The sequence below is a fragment of the Campylobacter concisus genome (assembly GCF_003048775.2).
GTDB classification, from domain to species: domain Bacteria; phylum Campylobacterota; class Campylobacteria; order Campylobacterales; family Campylobacteraceae; genus Campylobacter_A; species Campylobacter_A concisus_I.
Map to the genome: position 1 here is coordinate 1308764 of NZ_CP049272.1, position 15845 is coordinate 1324608.

Below are 15845 nucleotides of genomic sequence, written 5' to 3' on the forward strand. Positions count from 1 at the left end.
GCCATATGTGCAATTCAATATCATTGATCCATATTATTCACAATTTCCACCACGAATCACATATCATCTATCGTATAGCAATAGCTATCCATATGAGGCTAAAAGGTAAGGTACTTAAATGTCAATAAACTTTATTTGATAATCCATTTGGTATCCGTACATCTTGCAAGTGGCCTTTATTATGTATTTTATTTTAAAAATTTACTGATGCCAAACCGGCCTAACAATGCAACTAATGTTAGCCAAAAAAACAAATTTTAAACACCCTTTTCTTGACATGTAATAATGTTTTTTGTATAATCTCAATTCTCTTTTAAATAAATGTCTTGCTAGCTCAGTCGGTAGAGCATCTCACTTTTAATGAGGGGGCCGTTGGTTCGAATCCAACGCAGGACACCATTTTTGGGTTTATGACCCTTTCGTCTAGTGGCTCAGGACTCTACTTTCTCTGTGTAGAAACAGAGGTTCAAATCCTCTAAGGGTCGCCAGATACTTAAATTTTTAGGTCGCTTAGCTCAGTTGGTAGAGCGCCACCCTTACAAGGTGGATGTCATAAGTTCGAGTCTTATAGCGACCACCATTACTTTTAGGTGCAGCGGTAGTTCAGTTGGTTAGAATGCCGCCCTGTCACGGCGGAGGTCGCGGGTTCGAGCCCCGTCCGCTGCGCCATCTATTATTCTTTGACTTTCATTTTCACCATTACTATAATTCTTAAAAATAGTGTATTTATTAAAAAATTTATGTTTTAAAATTTTACATATAAAATAAATTAAAAAGTAAAATCTAATTTATCGCCACTAAATCGCATATATTTAAAAATAAATCTTTTTCTAAAATTTCTAAATAATTGATACAAGACAAATCAAAATTAATATTTTTATCTCTAAGTTATCAAAAAATCAATATAATCGTAAAAATTTAATAAGGGAAATTTATGGCATTTGAAAATGTATTAAAAGCGATTGAAGATATAAAAAATGGCAAAATGGTAATTATGGTCGATGACGAGGACCGTGAGAATGAAGGAGACTTGGTCTTTTCAGCGGCAAGTAGCGATATGCAAAAGGTTAATTTTGCGATCACTCATGCAAAAGGTGTGCTTTGCCTTGCGATGGATGAAGCAAACGCAAAAAGACTTGATTTGCCGCTAATGGTTTCTAAAAATACATCTAGCCACGAAACCGCATTTACTGTCACAATTGATGCAAAGGAGGCAACGACAGGCGTAAGTGCTTATGAGCGTGATATGACGATTAGACTTGCTGCTAGTACTGATTCGGTGCCTGAAAATTTTGTAAGGCCTGGGCATATATTTCCGCTTATTGCAAAGAAAGGCGGCGTACTCGTTCGAACAGGTCATACTGAAGGATCAGTTGATCTTTGCAAACTTGCTGGCGTTAGTCCAATGGCAGCAATTTGCGAGATCGTAAAAGAAGATGGCACAATGGCCAGACGTGATTATCTGGAAGAATTCTGTAAAAAATTTAACCTAAATATGATAAGCGTTTCTGAATTAGTAGAATACAGACTTAGCCACGAAAGCTTAATAGAGGTTTCGCCCGCAAAGAGTGTAAAAATCTGTGGTTTTGAAGCAAAAAGATATGACATAAAAGATCACGAAAATAAAAATCACGCTGCCTATGTTTTCGGAGAGACAAAAGCGCAAACTAATGTAAAATTTCAAAAAATAAGCAAAGACCATGAGCTTTTAAGCGGAGATAAATTTGATAATTTATTAAAGTCGTTGGATTTTTTAAGTAAAAATGGTGGAGTGTTACTATTTTTAGACAGTAATAAAAACAATGCAAGCTCACAAAAAGATTATGGCATTGGGGCACAAATTTTAAAGTATTTTGGCATAAGCGAAATTGAGCTTTTAAGCTCAAATAAAAATAAAGAATTTGTAAGCCTTGCAGGTTTTGGTCTTGATATAAAGGGCTATAAAGAAATTTAATTTTGCCACGTTCTATTTAATGCGGATATTAACCATGCTAATAGCAAAATTCTTCACTTGGAAAATTTTTGCCTTTTACATCATTTGCGTAGGATTGCACACTCTTTCTTACAATATCCGCTCCATCAAGATAGCGTTTTACAAATTTTGGTTTAAAGTCTTCAAAAAACCCAAGCATGTCAGACCATACAAGCACTTGTCCATCGACGTTTACTCCAGATCCGATACCAATGACTGGCACATGAACCTGCTTTGTTATCTCGCTAGCCACGCTACTCATCGTACCCTCAAGCAAGATACCAAATGCTCCAACTTGCTCAAACGCCAAAGCCTCTTCAATTAGCTTTTTTGCCTCGATCTCGCTTCTTCCCTTTATCTTATAGCCGCCTTCAAATTTATAAAACTGAGGCTTTAAACCAATGTGAGCCATAACGTTTATGCCCTCTTCGCAAAGACGCTTTACTAAATTTACTTGATGCATGCCAACTTCGAGCTTTACCGCATCGGTATTTGTCTGTTTGAAAAATTTCATCGCATTTTTTATCGCTTGCTTTTCATTTGTGTAACTACCAAATGGCATATCGGCCATGATAAAAGTATTTTTAGCTCCATTACAAACGGCCTTTGTATGATAAAGCATGGTATTCATGTCCGCACTTATCGTACTTTCTTGCATATTAAAACTCATATTTAAGCTATCGCCAACCAAAATAATATCAGCATAATCATCAAAAAGCTTAGCAAATAACGCATCATAGGCAGTTATCATTATAATAGGCTCAATGCCTTTTTTATTTTTTATATCATTTATGCTTAGTTTTTTCTTCTGAGTTTTTTCATTTTTCATTGCAAGCTCCAAGGATTTTTAGCTAAAAGGCTAACAATTTTATCAAATTTTTGCTACAATTACGCCAATTTCTTAAGGACATAAAAATGGGTATATTAAAAAGGCTTGAAATAGATTACTCTTATGATATAGTTGAAGAATTTTTATCTCACTATGCTTTAATGTGCGATTTACTTGAGCCTTTGATAATAAATTTAGGAAGAGCTGATAAATATAAAGATAGTATCTTAGAGCTTACTAGGATTTTTCATAATATTAAATCAGCAGCAGGATTCATGCATCTTGATCCGATATTAAAGCTTACAACTTTAGCTGAAGAGATAACTCAAGAGGCAAGAAGTCTAAAAGGGCCAGCAAATGATAAATTTATAGATTGGTTGCTGCTTATTAGTGATCAGTTTAATAAATATAAAGATGATGTCGAGAACGATTTTGAATATTTTAGCGTTCTTGAGCCAAAAATCATTGATGTGCCTGCAAAACTTAACTAAATAATTCACTAACCATTTTATTTTTTGGGAGCGACTTGGCTTCGACAGGAGCAGAGTGTGTACGGTGGCACGTCGCTTTGAGCAAAGCGTAAAAAGCTCAAATTAAATTTAAACGCAAACAACGTTAATTTCGCTCCTGCTTACGCTAAAGCTGCGTAAGTTCAGTTGAGCCTTGCTTAGTCTAATTCTAGCTAGGACAAAAGCAAGTAATTTAGCTAGAGTAGGCTCGCAAAGTGACTGCTTGCTAGCTGAAATTTTAGTCTTAGTCTAAATTTTGGTTTTGGAAAGTGAGCCTTTTTAGATGAAATTTTCACTTTTGCTAAGCGTGTAGAGGCTGTATGCATTTTGTTTTTGGACAGGGGTTCGATCCCCCTCGCTTCCACCATTCTTTTTATTTACACTATAAATACAAAAATTTATCAGATAAATAGAATCTAAAAGAGTTCTTCTGACTCAAAATAATTTTGTGAAATATTTCGCTCTTTTTCATTGGTATTTACATGAAGCACATAATAGCCTATCTGTGTATTACTAGCGTCTATTAGTGGCACCACGCAAAAGTAGTGTGTTTTATAAACGTAAAATTCATATTCTTTAAAATTAATATCACGCAAAAAACCTACAATATTTAAATTTGCACTGCTTAAATTTTCGATGTAATAATCATTTAAAATTTGATCACTCGGAATGCTTTTACGTGATGGCATCTTGTCTTTTGCCAAAAGAACAAATAGATCAATTCCTTGCTTTTTAAAATAATTTCCAAGTGAGTCAAAATTTAACAAAACCTCGATGTTGCCAATAATTCTACCATCACGTATTACGTTTGAGACAGCCCTTATATGCGTTCCAGCATACCACGCCTCGATGCCGACCATGGGCTTGTTTTGATGCCTTGACTCTTGCACTAAAAACCTACTACTAGCGATCATATCACCATATCTGTTTAGATCCCAGCTCCTTACATAGCTTTTTAGATCTTTATCATAAATGTGAAGCTTAATGTTGTTATACATCGATGCTGCGCCAAGGGTTTTGGTTAAATTTTCGATATTTTTTATGCATTCATCGCGGCTTTGTCCTAGCAAGCACATTTGTATAGACTCATTTTGAGCAAGCAAGATAGAGATCGCCATTGATGAAAATTTCTCATCATCTATACTTTTATTAAGCTGTTTTACCTGGTAATCGAAAAAGACTCGCATATTATTTTGCATCTTTTCAGCCATATAAGAGCTGTAAAGAAAGTAAAAAAGCCCTCCAAGTACTATGATAAAGATAAAAACGATATAGAAATTAAAATATTTTTTATATTTATTCAAAACTAGCCCTTAACTTTTCTTCTAAAAATTTTGCAAATTTATCAAATTCTGGCAACACAAGCTCACTTTTTCTTTTTGGATTAGCCCAAACACTATCTGGAAAAAATGCATCATCACTAAATCTAGCAATAACATGAATATGCACGTGTGGCACGTAGTTTCCGAAGCTTGCAATGTTTATTTTGGTTGGTTTATAAAACTCAAGCATCGCCTTTTCAGCTACTAGCATCGCTTCAAATAGCCTAGCCCTACTCGCTTCATCGCAATCGCTTAACTCACGAAATGGCTTAATGGTAAAAATTTTTATCCATGGAAGTTCGTTGTCTTCACGCTCGATTTTTATAAATTTATCTTCATAGATCATATTTGTTCCTATTTTTTATACAAAATTTCTCTCTCTTAAAAGCGTATAAAGCTTGATAGTCGAGATAAAAAATGTCACGATCGCTGGTCCAAGGATCACACCCCAAAATCCAAATGTCGTGATACCTGCAAGCATCGCGAAGAATATAAGAAGTTCATTTATTTTTGTTGGTATTTTAACCAGCTTTGAGTTTATAAATTTAATAACAAGTGGCTTTAATAGCGTATCAGCTGCAAATGAGATCACTACGATCGTATAAATTGCGATAGTTATCGCTGCTGCTGTGTTGCCATTTGCAAACTCATAAATGCTAATAGGCCCCCATGCCAAAATACCACCAACGACTGGGATGAGTGAAGCAAAGCTAAAAAAGATGCCAGTTAGCACGCCGTCATAGCCGTAAAAGCTTGTGATAATAGCAAATAAAAAGCCTTGGATTATCATATTTGCAATGGTTGAATAAAAGACCACACTCATCACGTTACCAACCTCGCTTAAAATAGACTCTGTGTCATCTTGCTTTAGCGGAAGTGCATATTTTAGATAGCTGATTAGTTCATTGCCATAAAGATTGCAAAAGAAGAAAAAGACCAAAATAATAATCATATCAACGCCAAATTTAAGGCTTAACTTACCTAGACTTGCAAGATTTGTCGCAAGTTGAGAAAAAAGCATCTTAATATCAAGTCCACCGATAAATTCTTTTATCTTTGGCTCTAAAAAATTTATCGACTCAGGCATCCTAAAATCATAATTTTTGATAAATTCGATAGTCTTTGTGACATTGTTTATATCAAAGCCAGCTGCGTATTTTGCGATCTCAACCACCGCATAAAGAAGTGGGGCGATAAATAAGCAAAGAAGCACAGATGTGGTAAGAGCCGATGAAAGCGTCTTGCGGTTTTTAGTGAGCGATAAAAATGCGATTTGGACATTTGAAACCGCGACAGCAAGCAGCGCAGCGATAAAAATATCAAGCAAATATGGTTTAAAAAGATAGACCACCAAAGCCAAAGCACAAAATACAAAAATTCCAAAAAATAGTCTATTGTTCATCTTGCTCCCTTAAAATGGGATTATTATAGCAAATTTATCAAAGTTGCTCATTTGCTTCCCAAATTGCTTAAGCTCTTTGCCATCAAGCTTGCAAAGCTAGCAAGTGTGGCTAGGCTTTTGACATTTTTAGCATGCTACTGGCGCTTAGTAAATTTAGATAAATTGATAGTTTTACGTAAAATTTTTAGCTCAAAAGCTCCTATAAATTTAGCCTTTTACGTACACTGAAAATTTGCCCCGACGATCTCGCATTCATCACAGATTTGAACATAAATAGTTCCCTCGCCATCTACTAGACTTCCAAGAGGAATTTGTGCTATGTATTTCATGCTTTTGCTACATTTTGGACATTTTAAATGCTCGGCATCTTGCTCCCACTGCGGATATCCTCCAAGCAAAATTTCGCTATCTATCATATATGAGTAGTGAGCGCAAACCTCGCTGGCTAGCTCGAAATTTTGCCCATCAAGAGTCGTCACAGCATCTCTTAAATAGTCATCACTCTCGCCCTCACCTACTATCTCTGTTTGCATATTATTGCCATCATTTTGGCAAAAATACTGCACAAGACCAATGCATGTTGGACAAAATTTAAGTACAGCATCGTTTTTAAGCTCTAGCCCAAGTCGCTTTAGACTCTCTTTTTTGATGATAAATTCCAGCATCTCGCCGCTACAAAATTTACATTTTTCATCGTTTAGTGCTTTAAATTTAATGCTTGCATCTGCGTTTTGGCTTGGCTGGCAGGTAAAACACCTATCAAAAACTAGGCTTCTTCTCTTGCCGCTCTCATCAAAGCTCCAGCCTGCAACCTGAGCGTATCCATCGGTATCAACGTGAAGCTTTGCCTTCCAAGGCTTTGGCGCTTTATAGAGCTTAAAAAATAGCTCTCTTACCACCTCATCGCCCTGCCACGCAAGCGCGCAAAGGATGTGATTGATTTTTACGATATTTTCAGCGCCATTTAGACTATTTATGAGCTCATCTCTCACGTCACTTGGGGCATTTTTGTAAATTTCAAATGGGTAGTATTCGCCCTGCTTGGTCACTTCTCTTATGATCTGCTCGTCGCAAATGCCATGCAGGTAGAAAATATAGACAAGATCGCTGTAAATTTCACCGTATTTACCTATCTCATCTACGTGGGCTAGGACATTTTTTAGCTTTTGTTTGATCTCATCTTCGCTTAAATTTTCATAAAACTCCAGCTTCTCTTTTTGTCTGCAATCGTAGCAGATCCCATCAAAGTAAATCGTCCTTTGCTTGCACTTAGGACAAAGATGTGGCTCGCCCATTTTTGCTCCAAATTTAAATTTCTCTACTCAAAAAGCCCTTTTTCGATGTCAATCTTGACGTTAAAGGTCTCAAAGCACTTCGCACTTGCGATCCTGCCCTTTGCTGTGCGCTCGATAAAGCCATTTGCAAGCAGATATGGCTCGATAACATCTTCAACCGTGCCCTCGTCCTCGCTAAGTGCCGCAGCGATCGTGCTAAGCCCCATAGGACGGCGCCTTGCTTGCATCAAAATTTCTAAATACCTAATATCCATCTCGTCAAATCCAAGCGAATTTACACCAAGCGCGTTAAGCCCCTCTTTTGCGCGCTCGTGGCTGATGATTTGCTCGTCATTTACCTCGGCAAAGTCGCGAATCCTCTTTAATAGTCTAAGAGCGATCCTAGGTGTGGCACGTGAGCGTTTGGCGATCTCTAAAGAAGCGTTTTTGTCGCACTCTTTGCCAAGCTTAGCTGAGGCGATCTGCACAATACGGCTTAGCTCGCTGCTTGTGTAAAACTGCAGCCTAAAGTCCATCCCAAAGCGGTCTCTTAAAGGCGCTGAGATCATACCAGCACGTGTCGTTGCGCCAATAAGTGTAAATTTTGGCAGGTCTATCTTGATAGTCTGGGCAGCCGGCCCTGAGCCTATGATGATGTCTAGCCTAAAGTCCTCCATCGCAGGGTAAAGCACCTCCTCGATAGCTGGGCTTAGGCGGTGGATCTCATCGATAAAAAGCACGTCGCCCTCTTGTAAATTTGTAAGGATCGCCGCTAGATCACCACTCTTTTCTATCATCGGCGCTGCGGTCATTTTGATACTTACGCCCATTTCGTTTGCGATGATGTGAGCAAGGGTCGTCTTACCAAGTCCTGGAGGGCCGTAAAATAGCACGTGATCTAGGCACTCATTTCGCTTTTTGGCTGCTTTTATAAAGACATCTAAATTTTGCTTGATCTTTTCTTGTCCGATGTAGTCTTCAAATTTTGTCGGTCTAAGCGAGACTTCAAAGTCATTTTCAAAGCTTACTTTTTCGATTTCAACGATTCTATCCAAAGTTTTTCCTTCTAAATTTAAGGCTTCATTTTACGCTTTTATGCTTAATTTAAGCTCGTTTAAATTTATAGTAAAAGGTGCTGCCCTTGCCATAGACGCTATCAACGCTGTATAAAATATCGTGTTTTTGACAAATTTCGCTGACGATATTTAGCCCTAAGCCAAAGCCGCCTTGGATTTCATCCTCTCTAACGTAGCGCTTCCAGACCTTTTTGACGTCCTTTATCCCCTTGCCAAAGTCTTGCACACTAAGCTTTATGCGCTCATCCTCAAAGCTTAAATTTATTAGTATCTCGCTCTCCTTTTGGCTGTATTTTATGGCGTTTGTGATGGTGTTATCGATGATGCGCTGAGCTTCGACCTTGCTTAGCATAGTAAATGCATCGCTTGCTAAATTTGTCTTTACAACGATGTGCTTAACTTCAGCCACACTTGAGAGAAATTTCACTCGCTCTATTATGTATTCGCCTAAATTTAGCCGCTCAAGTGGAAATTTTATGTAGCCACGCTTTATAAAATACTCGACATCTTCGTAGGTTATTTGCATCTGTTTTAAGGCGTTTTTGATGCGAGTTATATACTTGTTTTCAAGCCCAAGCATCTCAAGGTTCATGCCAGCTACGCCAAGTGGGGTCTTTAGCTCGTGCATGGCGTCATTAAAGAAGTTGTTCATATACTTTTGAAACTCTTTATAAGGCTTAACGCTGCTTAGATATAAAAAATAGACGATAAAAAGCACAGCCACAAGGATGACAAGGAGCATAAGTGCCGCTAGAAATATGCTTTTTTCATTATCAAGCTCTTTTTCAACGACAATGTAATAAGGCGTTTTATCCTTTATAAAAAAACTTTTATAAAACAAGCAGCCATTTTCTTCAAGTGTTACAAATTTAAAGTTGCTTGGCTGCTTGGCGAGATTTGAAATAATAGGATTAAAATTTACATCATAGATTGCAAATTTATACTTTAAAGAAGGAGTTATATTTTCATTTTTTAAAAACGAATTTTTGATAATAGTTTCATGCTTCATTGCGCCAAAAAGGGCTTTTGAGGTGCTATTTTTTTGGCTTAAATTTAGGATCACAAAGCTTTGAAAACAAAAAAGCGACATTATCACAAATGTCGCTATGATCTGGATCTTAAAGCTCTTGTGCATCTATTTTATAGCCTATGCGCCTCTTTGAGATGATAAAGTCGTTTGTCGTTTTGTTTCTTATCTTTAAAACGTGCATTCTTATATCAGCGCCCTCTATATCTTTATCGTTCCAGACAAGATCTCTAAGCTCTTCCATGCTGACGTAAGAATTTAGATGTGAAACTAGACACTCAACAAGTGCGACTTCTTTTGCACTAAGATCGACCATTTTGCCGTTTTTAAATAGCGCACGCTTGTTTAGATTAAAGCTAAACTCGTCATTGATCTTTACTATGTTTTTATCATCAGTTCCATAGTATTTTCTCATAAGCTCAGCTACTCTAAATTTAAGCTCAGCAAGCTCAAATGGCTTTTTTAGGTATTCGTTACAGCCAAGCTCATAGCCAATCGCCATATCGCCTATATCAACTAAAGATGTTGTTATCATGATAGGAGCGTTTGGATTTAGACTTCTTATGTACTTGATAACTTCATGTCCATTTACGCCAGGTACTTTTATATCAAGTATAAAAAGATGATAGAAATTTTTCTCTATCAAATCACACGCCTCTTGGCCATCACTCACCGCTGTAACTTCATAACCAAGCGTCTGTAAAAACTCACAGACGCTCTCTTGAAACCCTAAATCATCTTCTAAAAGCAAAATTTTCAAATCTCTCTCCTAAAAAATAAGTTTTATTAAGATTTAGCACTATTGTAATATTTAATAGGTAAATTCAAAATTAAAATTATTTTTTAAGTATTAAATAAAAATTTGCCCCGCATAGACAATGTAACACCTTAGCAAAAAGACGCCACATATTACGAATAATGCGTTGATCACGGCAAATTCGCGTTTAAAATCATGCACCTTTAAAACGCTTAAGTCTAAAATAATAGGCAAAGCCATACCAAAACCAATGACGCCAACATAAAACATTAGCCCAAGAGAATTTACGCTAAGTGCGTTTGCTACGCTCTGCGCACCACTTGTGCTTGCACCTTTTACAACCATAAAAAGAGCAACTATGAGCAAAAACTCGGCAATAATTGCAAAAAAATCAAATTTTAATAAATAGTGTGCAATATCGTTTTGCCTTTTTGCCTTATCTTTTAGCACGCCAACAAGTAACGTAAATGCACCAGCACAGCTCAAGCCTGATACTAAAAATAATACCGGCAAGACTGATGTATTCCAAAGTGTGATCTTATGAGCTGCACTTAGTAAAAAGCCTGTATATGCACCAACGCCAATACCTAGGATAAAAAGCAAAATTTCAAGTAGGCTTGAAAGCTTGCTAGCTAAATTTGCAACCACGTCAAAAAGAGAAATTTTAAGCATTGCGATCTCGTTTTTAAATGCGCCAAGCGCGTATATAACGCTAAGAGGCGTATAAACTAGAAGCAGTGCAACACCTATTGACATGACTGAGTCGAAGTTGTAAAGCAGAAGTATCCAGTAAAAGCTAAGCGGCTTGCCAAGATCAAGCACCAAAAGAGCAAGTCCAAGGACGATCGCCACTGGAGCGATAAGAGCGGCTGCTTTAAAGTAGTAGTTATCCTTGCCAAATTTATTTGAGATAAGCACAGCAACGATGCTAGCACCTGCACTAAGTCCTGCTAAAAATAGATAAAAAGCTATCGGCCAGCCCCAGTAAATTTCTGTGTATTGAGCTAGGCTTCCTGACATGTTATTCATGGTGTGCTCCTTTTGTATTTGCGATCATCGCAAGTGAAGGTTTTGTATTTAGCTCCGCTTTTGGCAAGTAGTATTTGCTCTCTTTTAGTTTCTTTGAAATTTTAGAGTTTTCATCATTTACATCGCCAAAAGTTAGGGCATTTGTAGGGCAGACGCTAACACAAGCTGGGTCTTTGCCCTCTTCTAGCCTGCTCTCATAGCAAAATGTGCATTTACCTATCTCGCCATCTGGCAAGACATAGCGAGCGTCGTATGGACAGGCTAGGATGCAGTACTTGCAACTAACGCAAATTCTGTGATCAAGCAGCGTCACGCCATCAGCAGTTTTAAAGCTAGCGCCAGTTGGGCAAACCTCAACACAAGGTGCATCTTCGCACATAACGCAGCTTTGACGTAAAAAGTCAGTCTTTAAATTTGGAAATGTCCCACTCATCTTTGCATGCACCTGAAAGCGGTAAAGTCCCCTTGGCACGTTGTTTGCACTTCTGCAAGCTACTGAGCAGCCTTGACAGCCGATGCATAAATTTTCATCATGTATCATCATATATTTTTTCATTTTCTATCCTTACGCTTTACTTATGCTAACGCCAACATTTGTAACCATAGTCGCAGCCACCGGACCCTCAGCTGGATCAAGAAGCACGCTTGTGTTAAGTCCCACGTGATCTATGCTCTTAAGGCCTGGCGTGATGTGTCCAAAGCCGTGATAGATAAAGAGCGTATCTTCTCTAATGCCCTCAGTCACCATAAGCTTGCCCTTTTGCTCGCCAAATTTATTTTTGACCAAAACCATGTCGCCGTCACGTAAATTTTGCTTTTTAGCGGTGTTTGGATTGATCCAGATAGGGCTATCGCTCATGAGGTCATTTAAAAATGGCACTGCTTGGGTGTGGCCGTTAGTATGGACAGGCGTTTTGCCACAGGTTAAGCAAAGCTCGTGTCCGTCAAATGTATCCATATCTTTGTCATTTAGCGCGCCATATCCTGCGAACTGCGCTTCAACATCAGGTAAAAATAGCTCTATCTTGCCGCTTTTTGTTTTAAGCTTAGCCATATCATCCATTAGACCATTTTCGCCTACAAATTTAGATGCGACTGGATATTTAGCGACAAATTTATCGATCATGCCCTTTTCTCTAAACAAAATTCCCGGCTCATCCCACGTGATAAAGCCATCTTTTTCCAGCGTAGCAAGTAAATTTACATCTCCGCCAGCTTGTTGCATCCTAAACTCACGTATGTCGTTCCAAGTATAAAGCTCATCTATCTTCATGCGGCGTGCTAGCTCTCTAAAGATAAACGCCCCATCTCTTGTGTCGCCAACTGGATCAATAACTTTATTTCTTATCATATAAGCTGGCTTTAGACCTGACTTATCCTCTATGCCCTCGTCGCGCTCTAGGTAGCTACTCTCAGGCAAGATGACATCAGCAAAGGTCGCCATATCGTTTAGATAAACATCACTTACCACGATAAAATCAAGCTTCTTCATCGCCTCTATGCTCTTCATCGTCTCAGCAACATTTATTAGGTGATTAAAGCGAATGTTAAACCAGCCTTTTATGGCGTATGGTTTCTCGCTTAAGATAGCGTCATTTATATCCATCAAAACGCCATGTTTTCTGCTTACAAATTTATGCCTACCAGTCTCGCCAGCAAAGTCTAGTCTAGTGACTTTTGGTACTTTAAATTTATCATCTGGATTTTTAAGAACTGGAAATTTATCCTCGCCAACTAGTTTGTTAAAGGTTTTAGCATTTTTACCACCAAAAAGACCACCTTTGACCTCCCAGTTGCCCATCATCGCATTTGCCACCATGATGGCCTTTGTCCTCATATATTCAGCTTTTGTGGTGGTTGTCTTATGACCAAAATCAAAAATAACTCTTGGGGCAGCTTTATAAATTTCATCAGCGATTCGCCTAACATCACTTGCTTTTATGCCAGTGATTGTCTCTTGCCATTCAGGCGTTTTGCCCTCTACGCTTTTAACGATCTCATCAAAGCCGGTTGTAAATTTTTCAATAAATTCTTTATCGTAAGTGCCATTTTGTATCCATGTATTTATGATAGCTAGCACAAAAGCTAGGTCAGTACCAGGTCTAACTGGCAACCACTCATCAGCCTTTGAAGCCACCACGCTAAATCTTGGCTCAAGCACAAGTAGCTTTGTATCTTTTTTAGCCGCAAATTTAGCAAGCTTTTTAGCATCGGCTATAACTATGCCTTCAAAAAGATTGTGGCCAAAATTTACAACGTATTTTGCATTTGCAAAGTCTCTTTTTAGCTTAGCGATGCCATACATCTGCTCGCAGACCATTTGATAGGTGATCGGACAGCACGAAAAGTGTGAAAAGCAGTTTGGCGAGCCGTAAGATGAGGCAAAATTTACCATTAGCTTATGCGTTTGCGAGCTTTTACAGGTAAAAACGAAGCTTTCAGGGCCATACTTTTGCTTGATCTCAAGCATTTTTGAAGCAACTAGATCAAGTGCCTCGTCCCAGCTAGCTTCACGCCACTTATTTTCTCCTCTCTCACCAACCCTGATCAAAGGCTTTTTGACTCTATTTTCGTCATAAAGCTGACTAAAACCAGAGCCACCTCTTGCGCAAAGCGAAGTTGCCGTACCACCAGCTTTTGGATTACCGCTTAAGAAGCAAATTTTATTATCAACGACCTTTGCTTCAATAGGGCATCTTGAAGAGCACATCTCGCAAAAGCTACGGACGTACTTCTCATCTTGCTTTGCAGCATTTTCCAAAGCACCACCCGGTAAGGACGATGCAACCATACTAACTCCAGCACCAAATTTTAAAAATTCTCGTCTATTTAAGCTCATCTTTCTCCCTTTAAAAGATATTTGCCTTTAGTTATTCTAGTATTTAAAGTTGAAAATAAAATTAAATTTTACTTAATATTTATATTTAGATTTTTAGTTTTAAAAAATGAGTATTCTAATATCAAAATGAGTAAAATTCTAAAAATGATAAATTTAATTAATATAATTTTTAACGCGATCTTATAAAAAATTTAAATATAAAATTTTGATTAAAGATTTTGAATAGAAAATAAAAATTTTAAAGGAATTTAAAAAGCCGAGAGAGATCTCGGCTTAAGCTTGATTTAAAATACTTATAAAAGTATCGGAGCTATCAAAAATCCAAGTGCAACAGAAAAAGCAATAGCTAAAACGCCTGGAATAAAAAAGGAGTGGTTGAATATATATTTACCTATCCTAGTTGTTCCAGTATCATCCATTTGAACGGCTCCAAGTAGTGTCGGATATGTTGGTAGCACAAATAATGCTGAAACTGCAGCAAATGATGCAACCAAAATATATGCGTCACCGTTATTTGCAGCAGTTAAACCAAGTGCGGCTATAACTGTAGGAATAAGAGCCTTTGCGGTAGCAGCTTGAGAATAAAGAAGCATACTAGCAAAAAATAGCGCAACAGCTAGCATAAACGGATAGTCTTTAACAAAATCGCCGGCAAAATTTTTGATCGCATCGGTGTGATTTACCACGAAAGTATCTCCAAGCCACGCTACACCTAGCACGCAGACGCACGCGGTCATACCGCTTTTAAATGTAGCTGTATTAAATAGCTTATCGACTTTAACGCCACAAGTTAGTGTGATTAAAGTAGCGATAACTAGCATAAAGCTCATAATAGCGTTATCTCTAGTTAATACCAACACCTTTGTAGGTTTATCTGGATCTTCTACATATTTTACATTAGTAGCTGAGTCAGTTTTGATTTTTATATCTTTTGCGACTAGTTCATTAAATTTATCTGGACTTTTGGTCTCATAAATCTTTTCATAGCCTGTTACATAGCTTGGTTTTATCCAACCTACATTTTTACTAATAGCAGTAGCATATAAAACGACAGAGATAACGCCAACTAGGAATATTAAAACAGATAGTTTAGCTCCTTTTGGAAGCTCTTTTTTCTCTTCGATTTTAACATCTTTGATTAGCCCCTCTTTAAGTCTTCTTTGATACTCTTTATCGCTACTTAGATCAAGATTATAAAATATATTTATAACAAGAGCTGTTAGCATACAACCAATAAAAGTTGTAGGTATCCAGATAGCTAATAGTAATGGATAGCTAATGCCAAGTCCGCCCAAGGCATGCTCACCAGCCATAAATACAACCGCTGCTGAAACCGGGCTTGCAGTAATAGCTATCTGACTAGCAACAACAGCTATACTAAGAGGCGCGCTAGGCTTAATATTTTGTGTCTTTGCAACTTCGGTAATAACTGGAATCATAGAAAATGCTGTGTGTCCAGTACCGGCAAATACAGTTAGCAAGTAAGTAACGACCGGGGCTAAGAAATTTATATATTTTGGATGTTTTCTTAGTATCCCTTCGGCTATTTGCACCAAATAATCAAGGCCACCAGCTACTTGCATCGCTGTAATAGCAGCTATAACGGACATAATGATTAAAATAACATCCCAAGGTATACTACCTGCTTTTAATCCAAGTCCTAAAGTTAAAACTACGACGCCAATGCCACCAGCATAACCAATGGCCATACCGCCTAGTCTAACACCCAAGAATATCGCACCAAAGAGTACGATCAACTGTAATATCAATGAAATATCCATTGAAAACTCCTCTATTAAATTTTATAAC

Annotated in this window: 15 protein-coding genes, 4 tRNA genes and 1 other RNA gene; 8 read left to right on the top strand and 12 right to left on the bottom strand. The window is 37.7% G+C overall.

Features of this window, described 5'->3' with window-relative positions:
• Positions 1-323 precede the first annotated feature (323 nt).
• The 5 genes from CVT17_RS06585 (at position 324) to CVT17_RS06605 (ending at position 1954) form a co-directional block, all read left to right on the top strand.
• Positions 324-399: transfer RNA gene (locus CVT17_RS06585), tRNA-Lys, on the top strand.
• Between the two features lie 13 nt (positions 400-412).
• A tRNA-Glu gene (locus tag CVT17_RS06590) sits at positions 413-488 on the top strand.
• A 16-nt stretch (positions 489-504) separates the two neighbouring features.
• Positions 505-580, top strand: a tRNA-Val gene (locus tag CVT17_RS06595).
• 12 nt (positions 581-592) lie between these two features.
• A tRNA-Asp gene (locus CVT17_RS06600) sits at positions 593-669 on the top strand.
• A gap of 265 nt (positions 670-934) precedes the next feature.
• The gene (locus tag CVT17_RS06605) at positions 935-1954 is read left to right on the top strand and encodes a bifunctional 3,4-dihydroxy-2-butanone 4-phosphate synthase/GTP cyclohydrolase II (RefSeq protein ID WP_107776425.1); all 1020 of its coding nucleotides are present in this window, start codon (positions 935-937) and stop codon (positions 1952-1954) included.
• Between the two features lie 37 nt (positions 1955-1991).
• On the opposite strand, the gene panB is transcribed toward CVT17_RS06605, so the two are convergent.
• The gene (gene panB, locus CVT17_RS06610; protein ID WP_107770113.1) at positions 1992-2801 is read right to left on the bottom strand and encodes a 3-methyl-2-oxobutanoate hydroxymethyltransferase; all 810 of its coding nucleotides are present in this window, start codon (positions 2799-2801) and stop codon (positions 1992-1994) included.
• Between the two features lie 86 nt (positions 2802-2887).
• Between panB and CVT17_RS06615 the strand changes: the two genes are divergently transcribed.
• Together CVT17_RS06615 and ssrA are read left to right on the top strand one after the other, a co-directional pair.
• Complete coding sequence (locus tag CVT17_RS06615) at positions 2888-3292, top strand: histidine phosphotransferase (protein WP_035167557.1); 405 nt, start codon at positions 2888-2890, stop codon at positions 3290-3292.
• A gap of 26 nt (positions 3293-3318) precedes the next feature.
• Positions 3319-3677, top strand: a transfer-messenger RNA (tmRNA) gene (ssrA, locus tag CVT17_RS06620).
• Between the two features lie 49 nt (positions 3678-3726).
• On the opposite strand, the gene CVT17_RS06625 is transcribed toward ssrA, so the two are convergent.
• The 3 genes from CVT17_RS06625 to CVT17_RS06635 are packed head-to-tail and all read right to left on the bottom strand — an operon-like array spanning position 3727 to position 6034.
• On the bottom strand, positions 3727-4614 hold the full coding sequence (locus CVT17_RS06625; protein ID WP_107770071.1) for a cache domain-containing protein: 888 nt from the start codon (positions 4612-4614) through the stop codon (positions 3727-3729).
• Positions 4607-4978, bottom strand: a complete 372-nt coding sequence (locus CVT17_RS06630) for an HIT family protein (protein WP_107770070.1) — start codon at positions 4976-4978, stop codon at positions 4607-4609. Before CVT17_RS06630 ends, CVT17_RS06625 begins: the two co-directional genes overlap by 8 nt.
• Positions 4979-4993: 15 nt before the next feature.
• Positions 4994-6034 carry an AI-2E family transporter gene (locus CVT17_RS06635; RefSeq protein WP_087579026.1) on the bottom strand — a complete coding sequence of 347 codons (1041 nt, stop codon included), beginning with the start codon at positions 6032-6034 and terminating at the stop codon, positions 4994-4996.
• A 51-nt stretch (positions 6035-6085) separates the two neighbouring features.
• Here CVT17_RS06635 and CVT17_RS06640 point away from each other — a divergent pair, with 51 nt between their 5' ends.
• Positions 6086-6262: a hypothetical protein gene (locus CVT17_RS06640; protein ID WP_159070457.1), complete on the top strand. Its 177-nt coding sequence runs from the start codon at positions 6086-6088 to the stop codon at positions 6260-6262.
• On the opposite strand, the gene CVT17_RS06645 is transcribed toward CVT17_RS06640, so the two are convergent.
• The 8 genes from CVT17_RS06645 to CVT17_RS06680 all read right to left on the bottom strand — a co-directional run bounded on the left by CVT17_RS06645 (position 6250) and on the right by CVT17_RS06680 (position 15817).
• Positions 6250-7329, bottom strand: coding sequence for a cytochrome C (locus tag CVT17_RS06645; RefSeq protein ID WP_107858882.1), 1080 nt, complete (start codon positions 7327-7329; stop codon positions 6250-6252). The genes CVT17_RS06640 and CVT17_RS06645 overlap by 13 nt on opposite strands.
• 23 nt (positions 7330-7352) lie before the next feature.
• Positions 7353-8363 (bottom strand): Holliday junction branch migration DNA helicase RuvB, encoded by a 1011-nt coding sequence (ruvB, locus tag CVT17_RS06650; protein WP_021090089.1) that lies wholly within the window; start codon positions 8361-8363, stop codon positions 7353-7355.
• Positions 8364-8412: 49 nt separating this feature from the next.
• Positions 8413-9519, bottom strand: a complete 1107-nt coding sequence (locus CVT17_RS06655) for a sensor histidine kinase (protein ID WP_107858881.1) — start codon at positions 9517-9519, stop codon at positions 8413-8415.
• Positions 9503-10171, bottom strand: a complete 669-nt coding sequence (locus tag CVT17_RS06660; protein WP_107858880.1) for a response regulator transcription factor — start codon at positions 10169-10171, stop codon at positions 9503-9505. The genes CVT17_RS06655 and CVT17_RS06660 overlap by 17 nt, the downstream gene beginning before the upstream one ends.
• A gap of 90 nt (positions 10172-10261) precedes the next feature.
• On the bottom strand, positions 10262-11197 hold the full coding sequence (nrfD, locus tag CVT17_RS06665) for an NrfD/PsrC family molybdoenzyme membrane anchor subunit (RefSeq protein WP_107858879.1): 936 nt from the start codon (positions 11195-11197) through the stop codon (positions 10262-10264).
• Positions 11190-11753, bottom strand: coding sequence for a 4Fe-4S dicluster domain-containing protein (locus CVT17_RS06670; RefSeq protein WP_004317626.1), 564 nt, complete (start codon positions 11751-11753; stop codon positions 11190-11192). The genes nrfD and CVT17_RS06670 overlap by 8 nt, the downstream gene beginning before the upstream one ends.
• A gap of 9 nt (positions 11754-11762) precedes the next feature.
• Positions 11763-14036 carry a thiosulfate reductase PhsA gene (gene phsA / locus CVT17_RS06675; protein WP_107858878.1) on the bottom strand — a complete coding sequence of 758 codons (2274 nt, stop codon included), beginning with the start codon at positions 14034-14036 and terminating at the stop codon, positions 11763-11765.
• Positions 14037-14329: 293 nt separating this feature from the next.
• On the bottom strand, positions 14330-15817 hold the full coding sequence (locus CVT17_RS06680; protein ID WP_107858877.1) for an anaerobic C4-dicarboxylate transporter: 1488 nt from the start codon (positions 15815-15817) through the stop codon (positions 14330-14332).
• Positions 15818-15845 lie beyond the last annotated feature (28 nt).

What these genes read in the sequence shown, in the direction of transcription:
- CVT17_RS06605 (WP_107776425.1), top strand. Translation starts at nt 935, where the DNA reads ATGGCATTTGAAAATGTATTAAAAGCGATTGAAGATATAAAAAATGGC.
- panB (WP_107770113.1), bottom strand. Translation starts at nt 2,801, where the DNA reads ATGAAAAATGAAAAAACTCAGAAGAAAAAACTAAGCATAAATGATATA.
- CVT17_RS06615 (WP_035167557.1), top strand. Translation starts at nt 2,888, where the DNA reads ATGGGTATATTAAAAAGGCTTGAAATAGATTACTCTTATGATATAGTT.
- CVT17_RS06630 (WP_107770070.1), bottom strand. Translation starts at nt 4,978, where the DNA reads ATGATCTATGAAGATAAATTTATAAAAATCGAGCGTGAAGACAACGAA.
- CVT17_RS06635 (WP_087579026.1), bottom strand. Translation starts at nt 6,034, where the DNA reads ATGAACAATAGACTATTTTTTGGAATTTTTGTATTTTGTGCTTTGGCT.
- CVT17_RS06645 (WP_107858882.1), bottom strand. Translation starts at nt 7,329, where the DNA reads ATGGGCGAGCCACATCTTTGTCCTAAGTGCAAGCAAAGGACGATTTAC.
- CVT17_RS06655 (WP_107858881.1), bottom strand. Translation starts at nt 9,519, where the DNA reads ATGCACAAGAGCTTTAAGATCCAGATCATAGCGACATTTGTGATAATG.
- nrfD (WP_107858879.1), bottom strand. Translation starts at nt 11,197, where the DNA reads ATGAATAACATGTCAGGAAGCCTAGCTCAATACACAGAAATTTACTGG.
- CVT17_RS06670 (WP_004317626.1), bottom strand. Translation starts at nt 11,753, where the DNA reads ATGAAAAAATATATGATGATACATGATGAAAATTTATGCATCGGCTGT.
- phsA (WP_107858878.1), bottom strand. Translation starts at nt 14,036, where the DNA reads ATGAGCTTAAATAGACGAGAATTTTTAAAATTTGGTGCTGGAGTTAGT.
- CVT17_RS06680 (WP_107858877.1), bottom strand. Translation starts at nt 15,817, where the DNA reads ATGGATATTTCATTGATATTACAGTTGATCGTACTCTTTGGTGCGATA.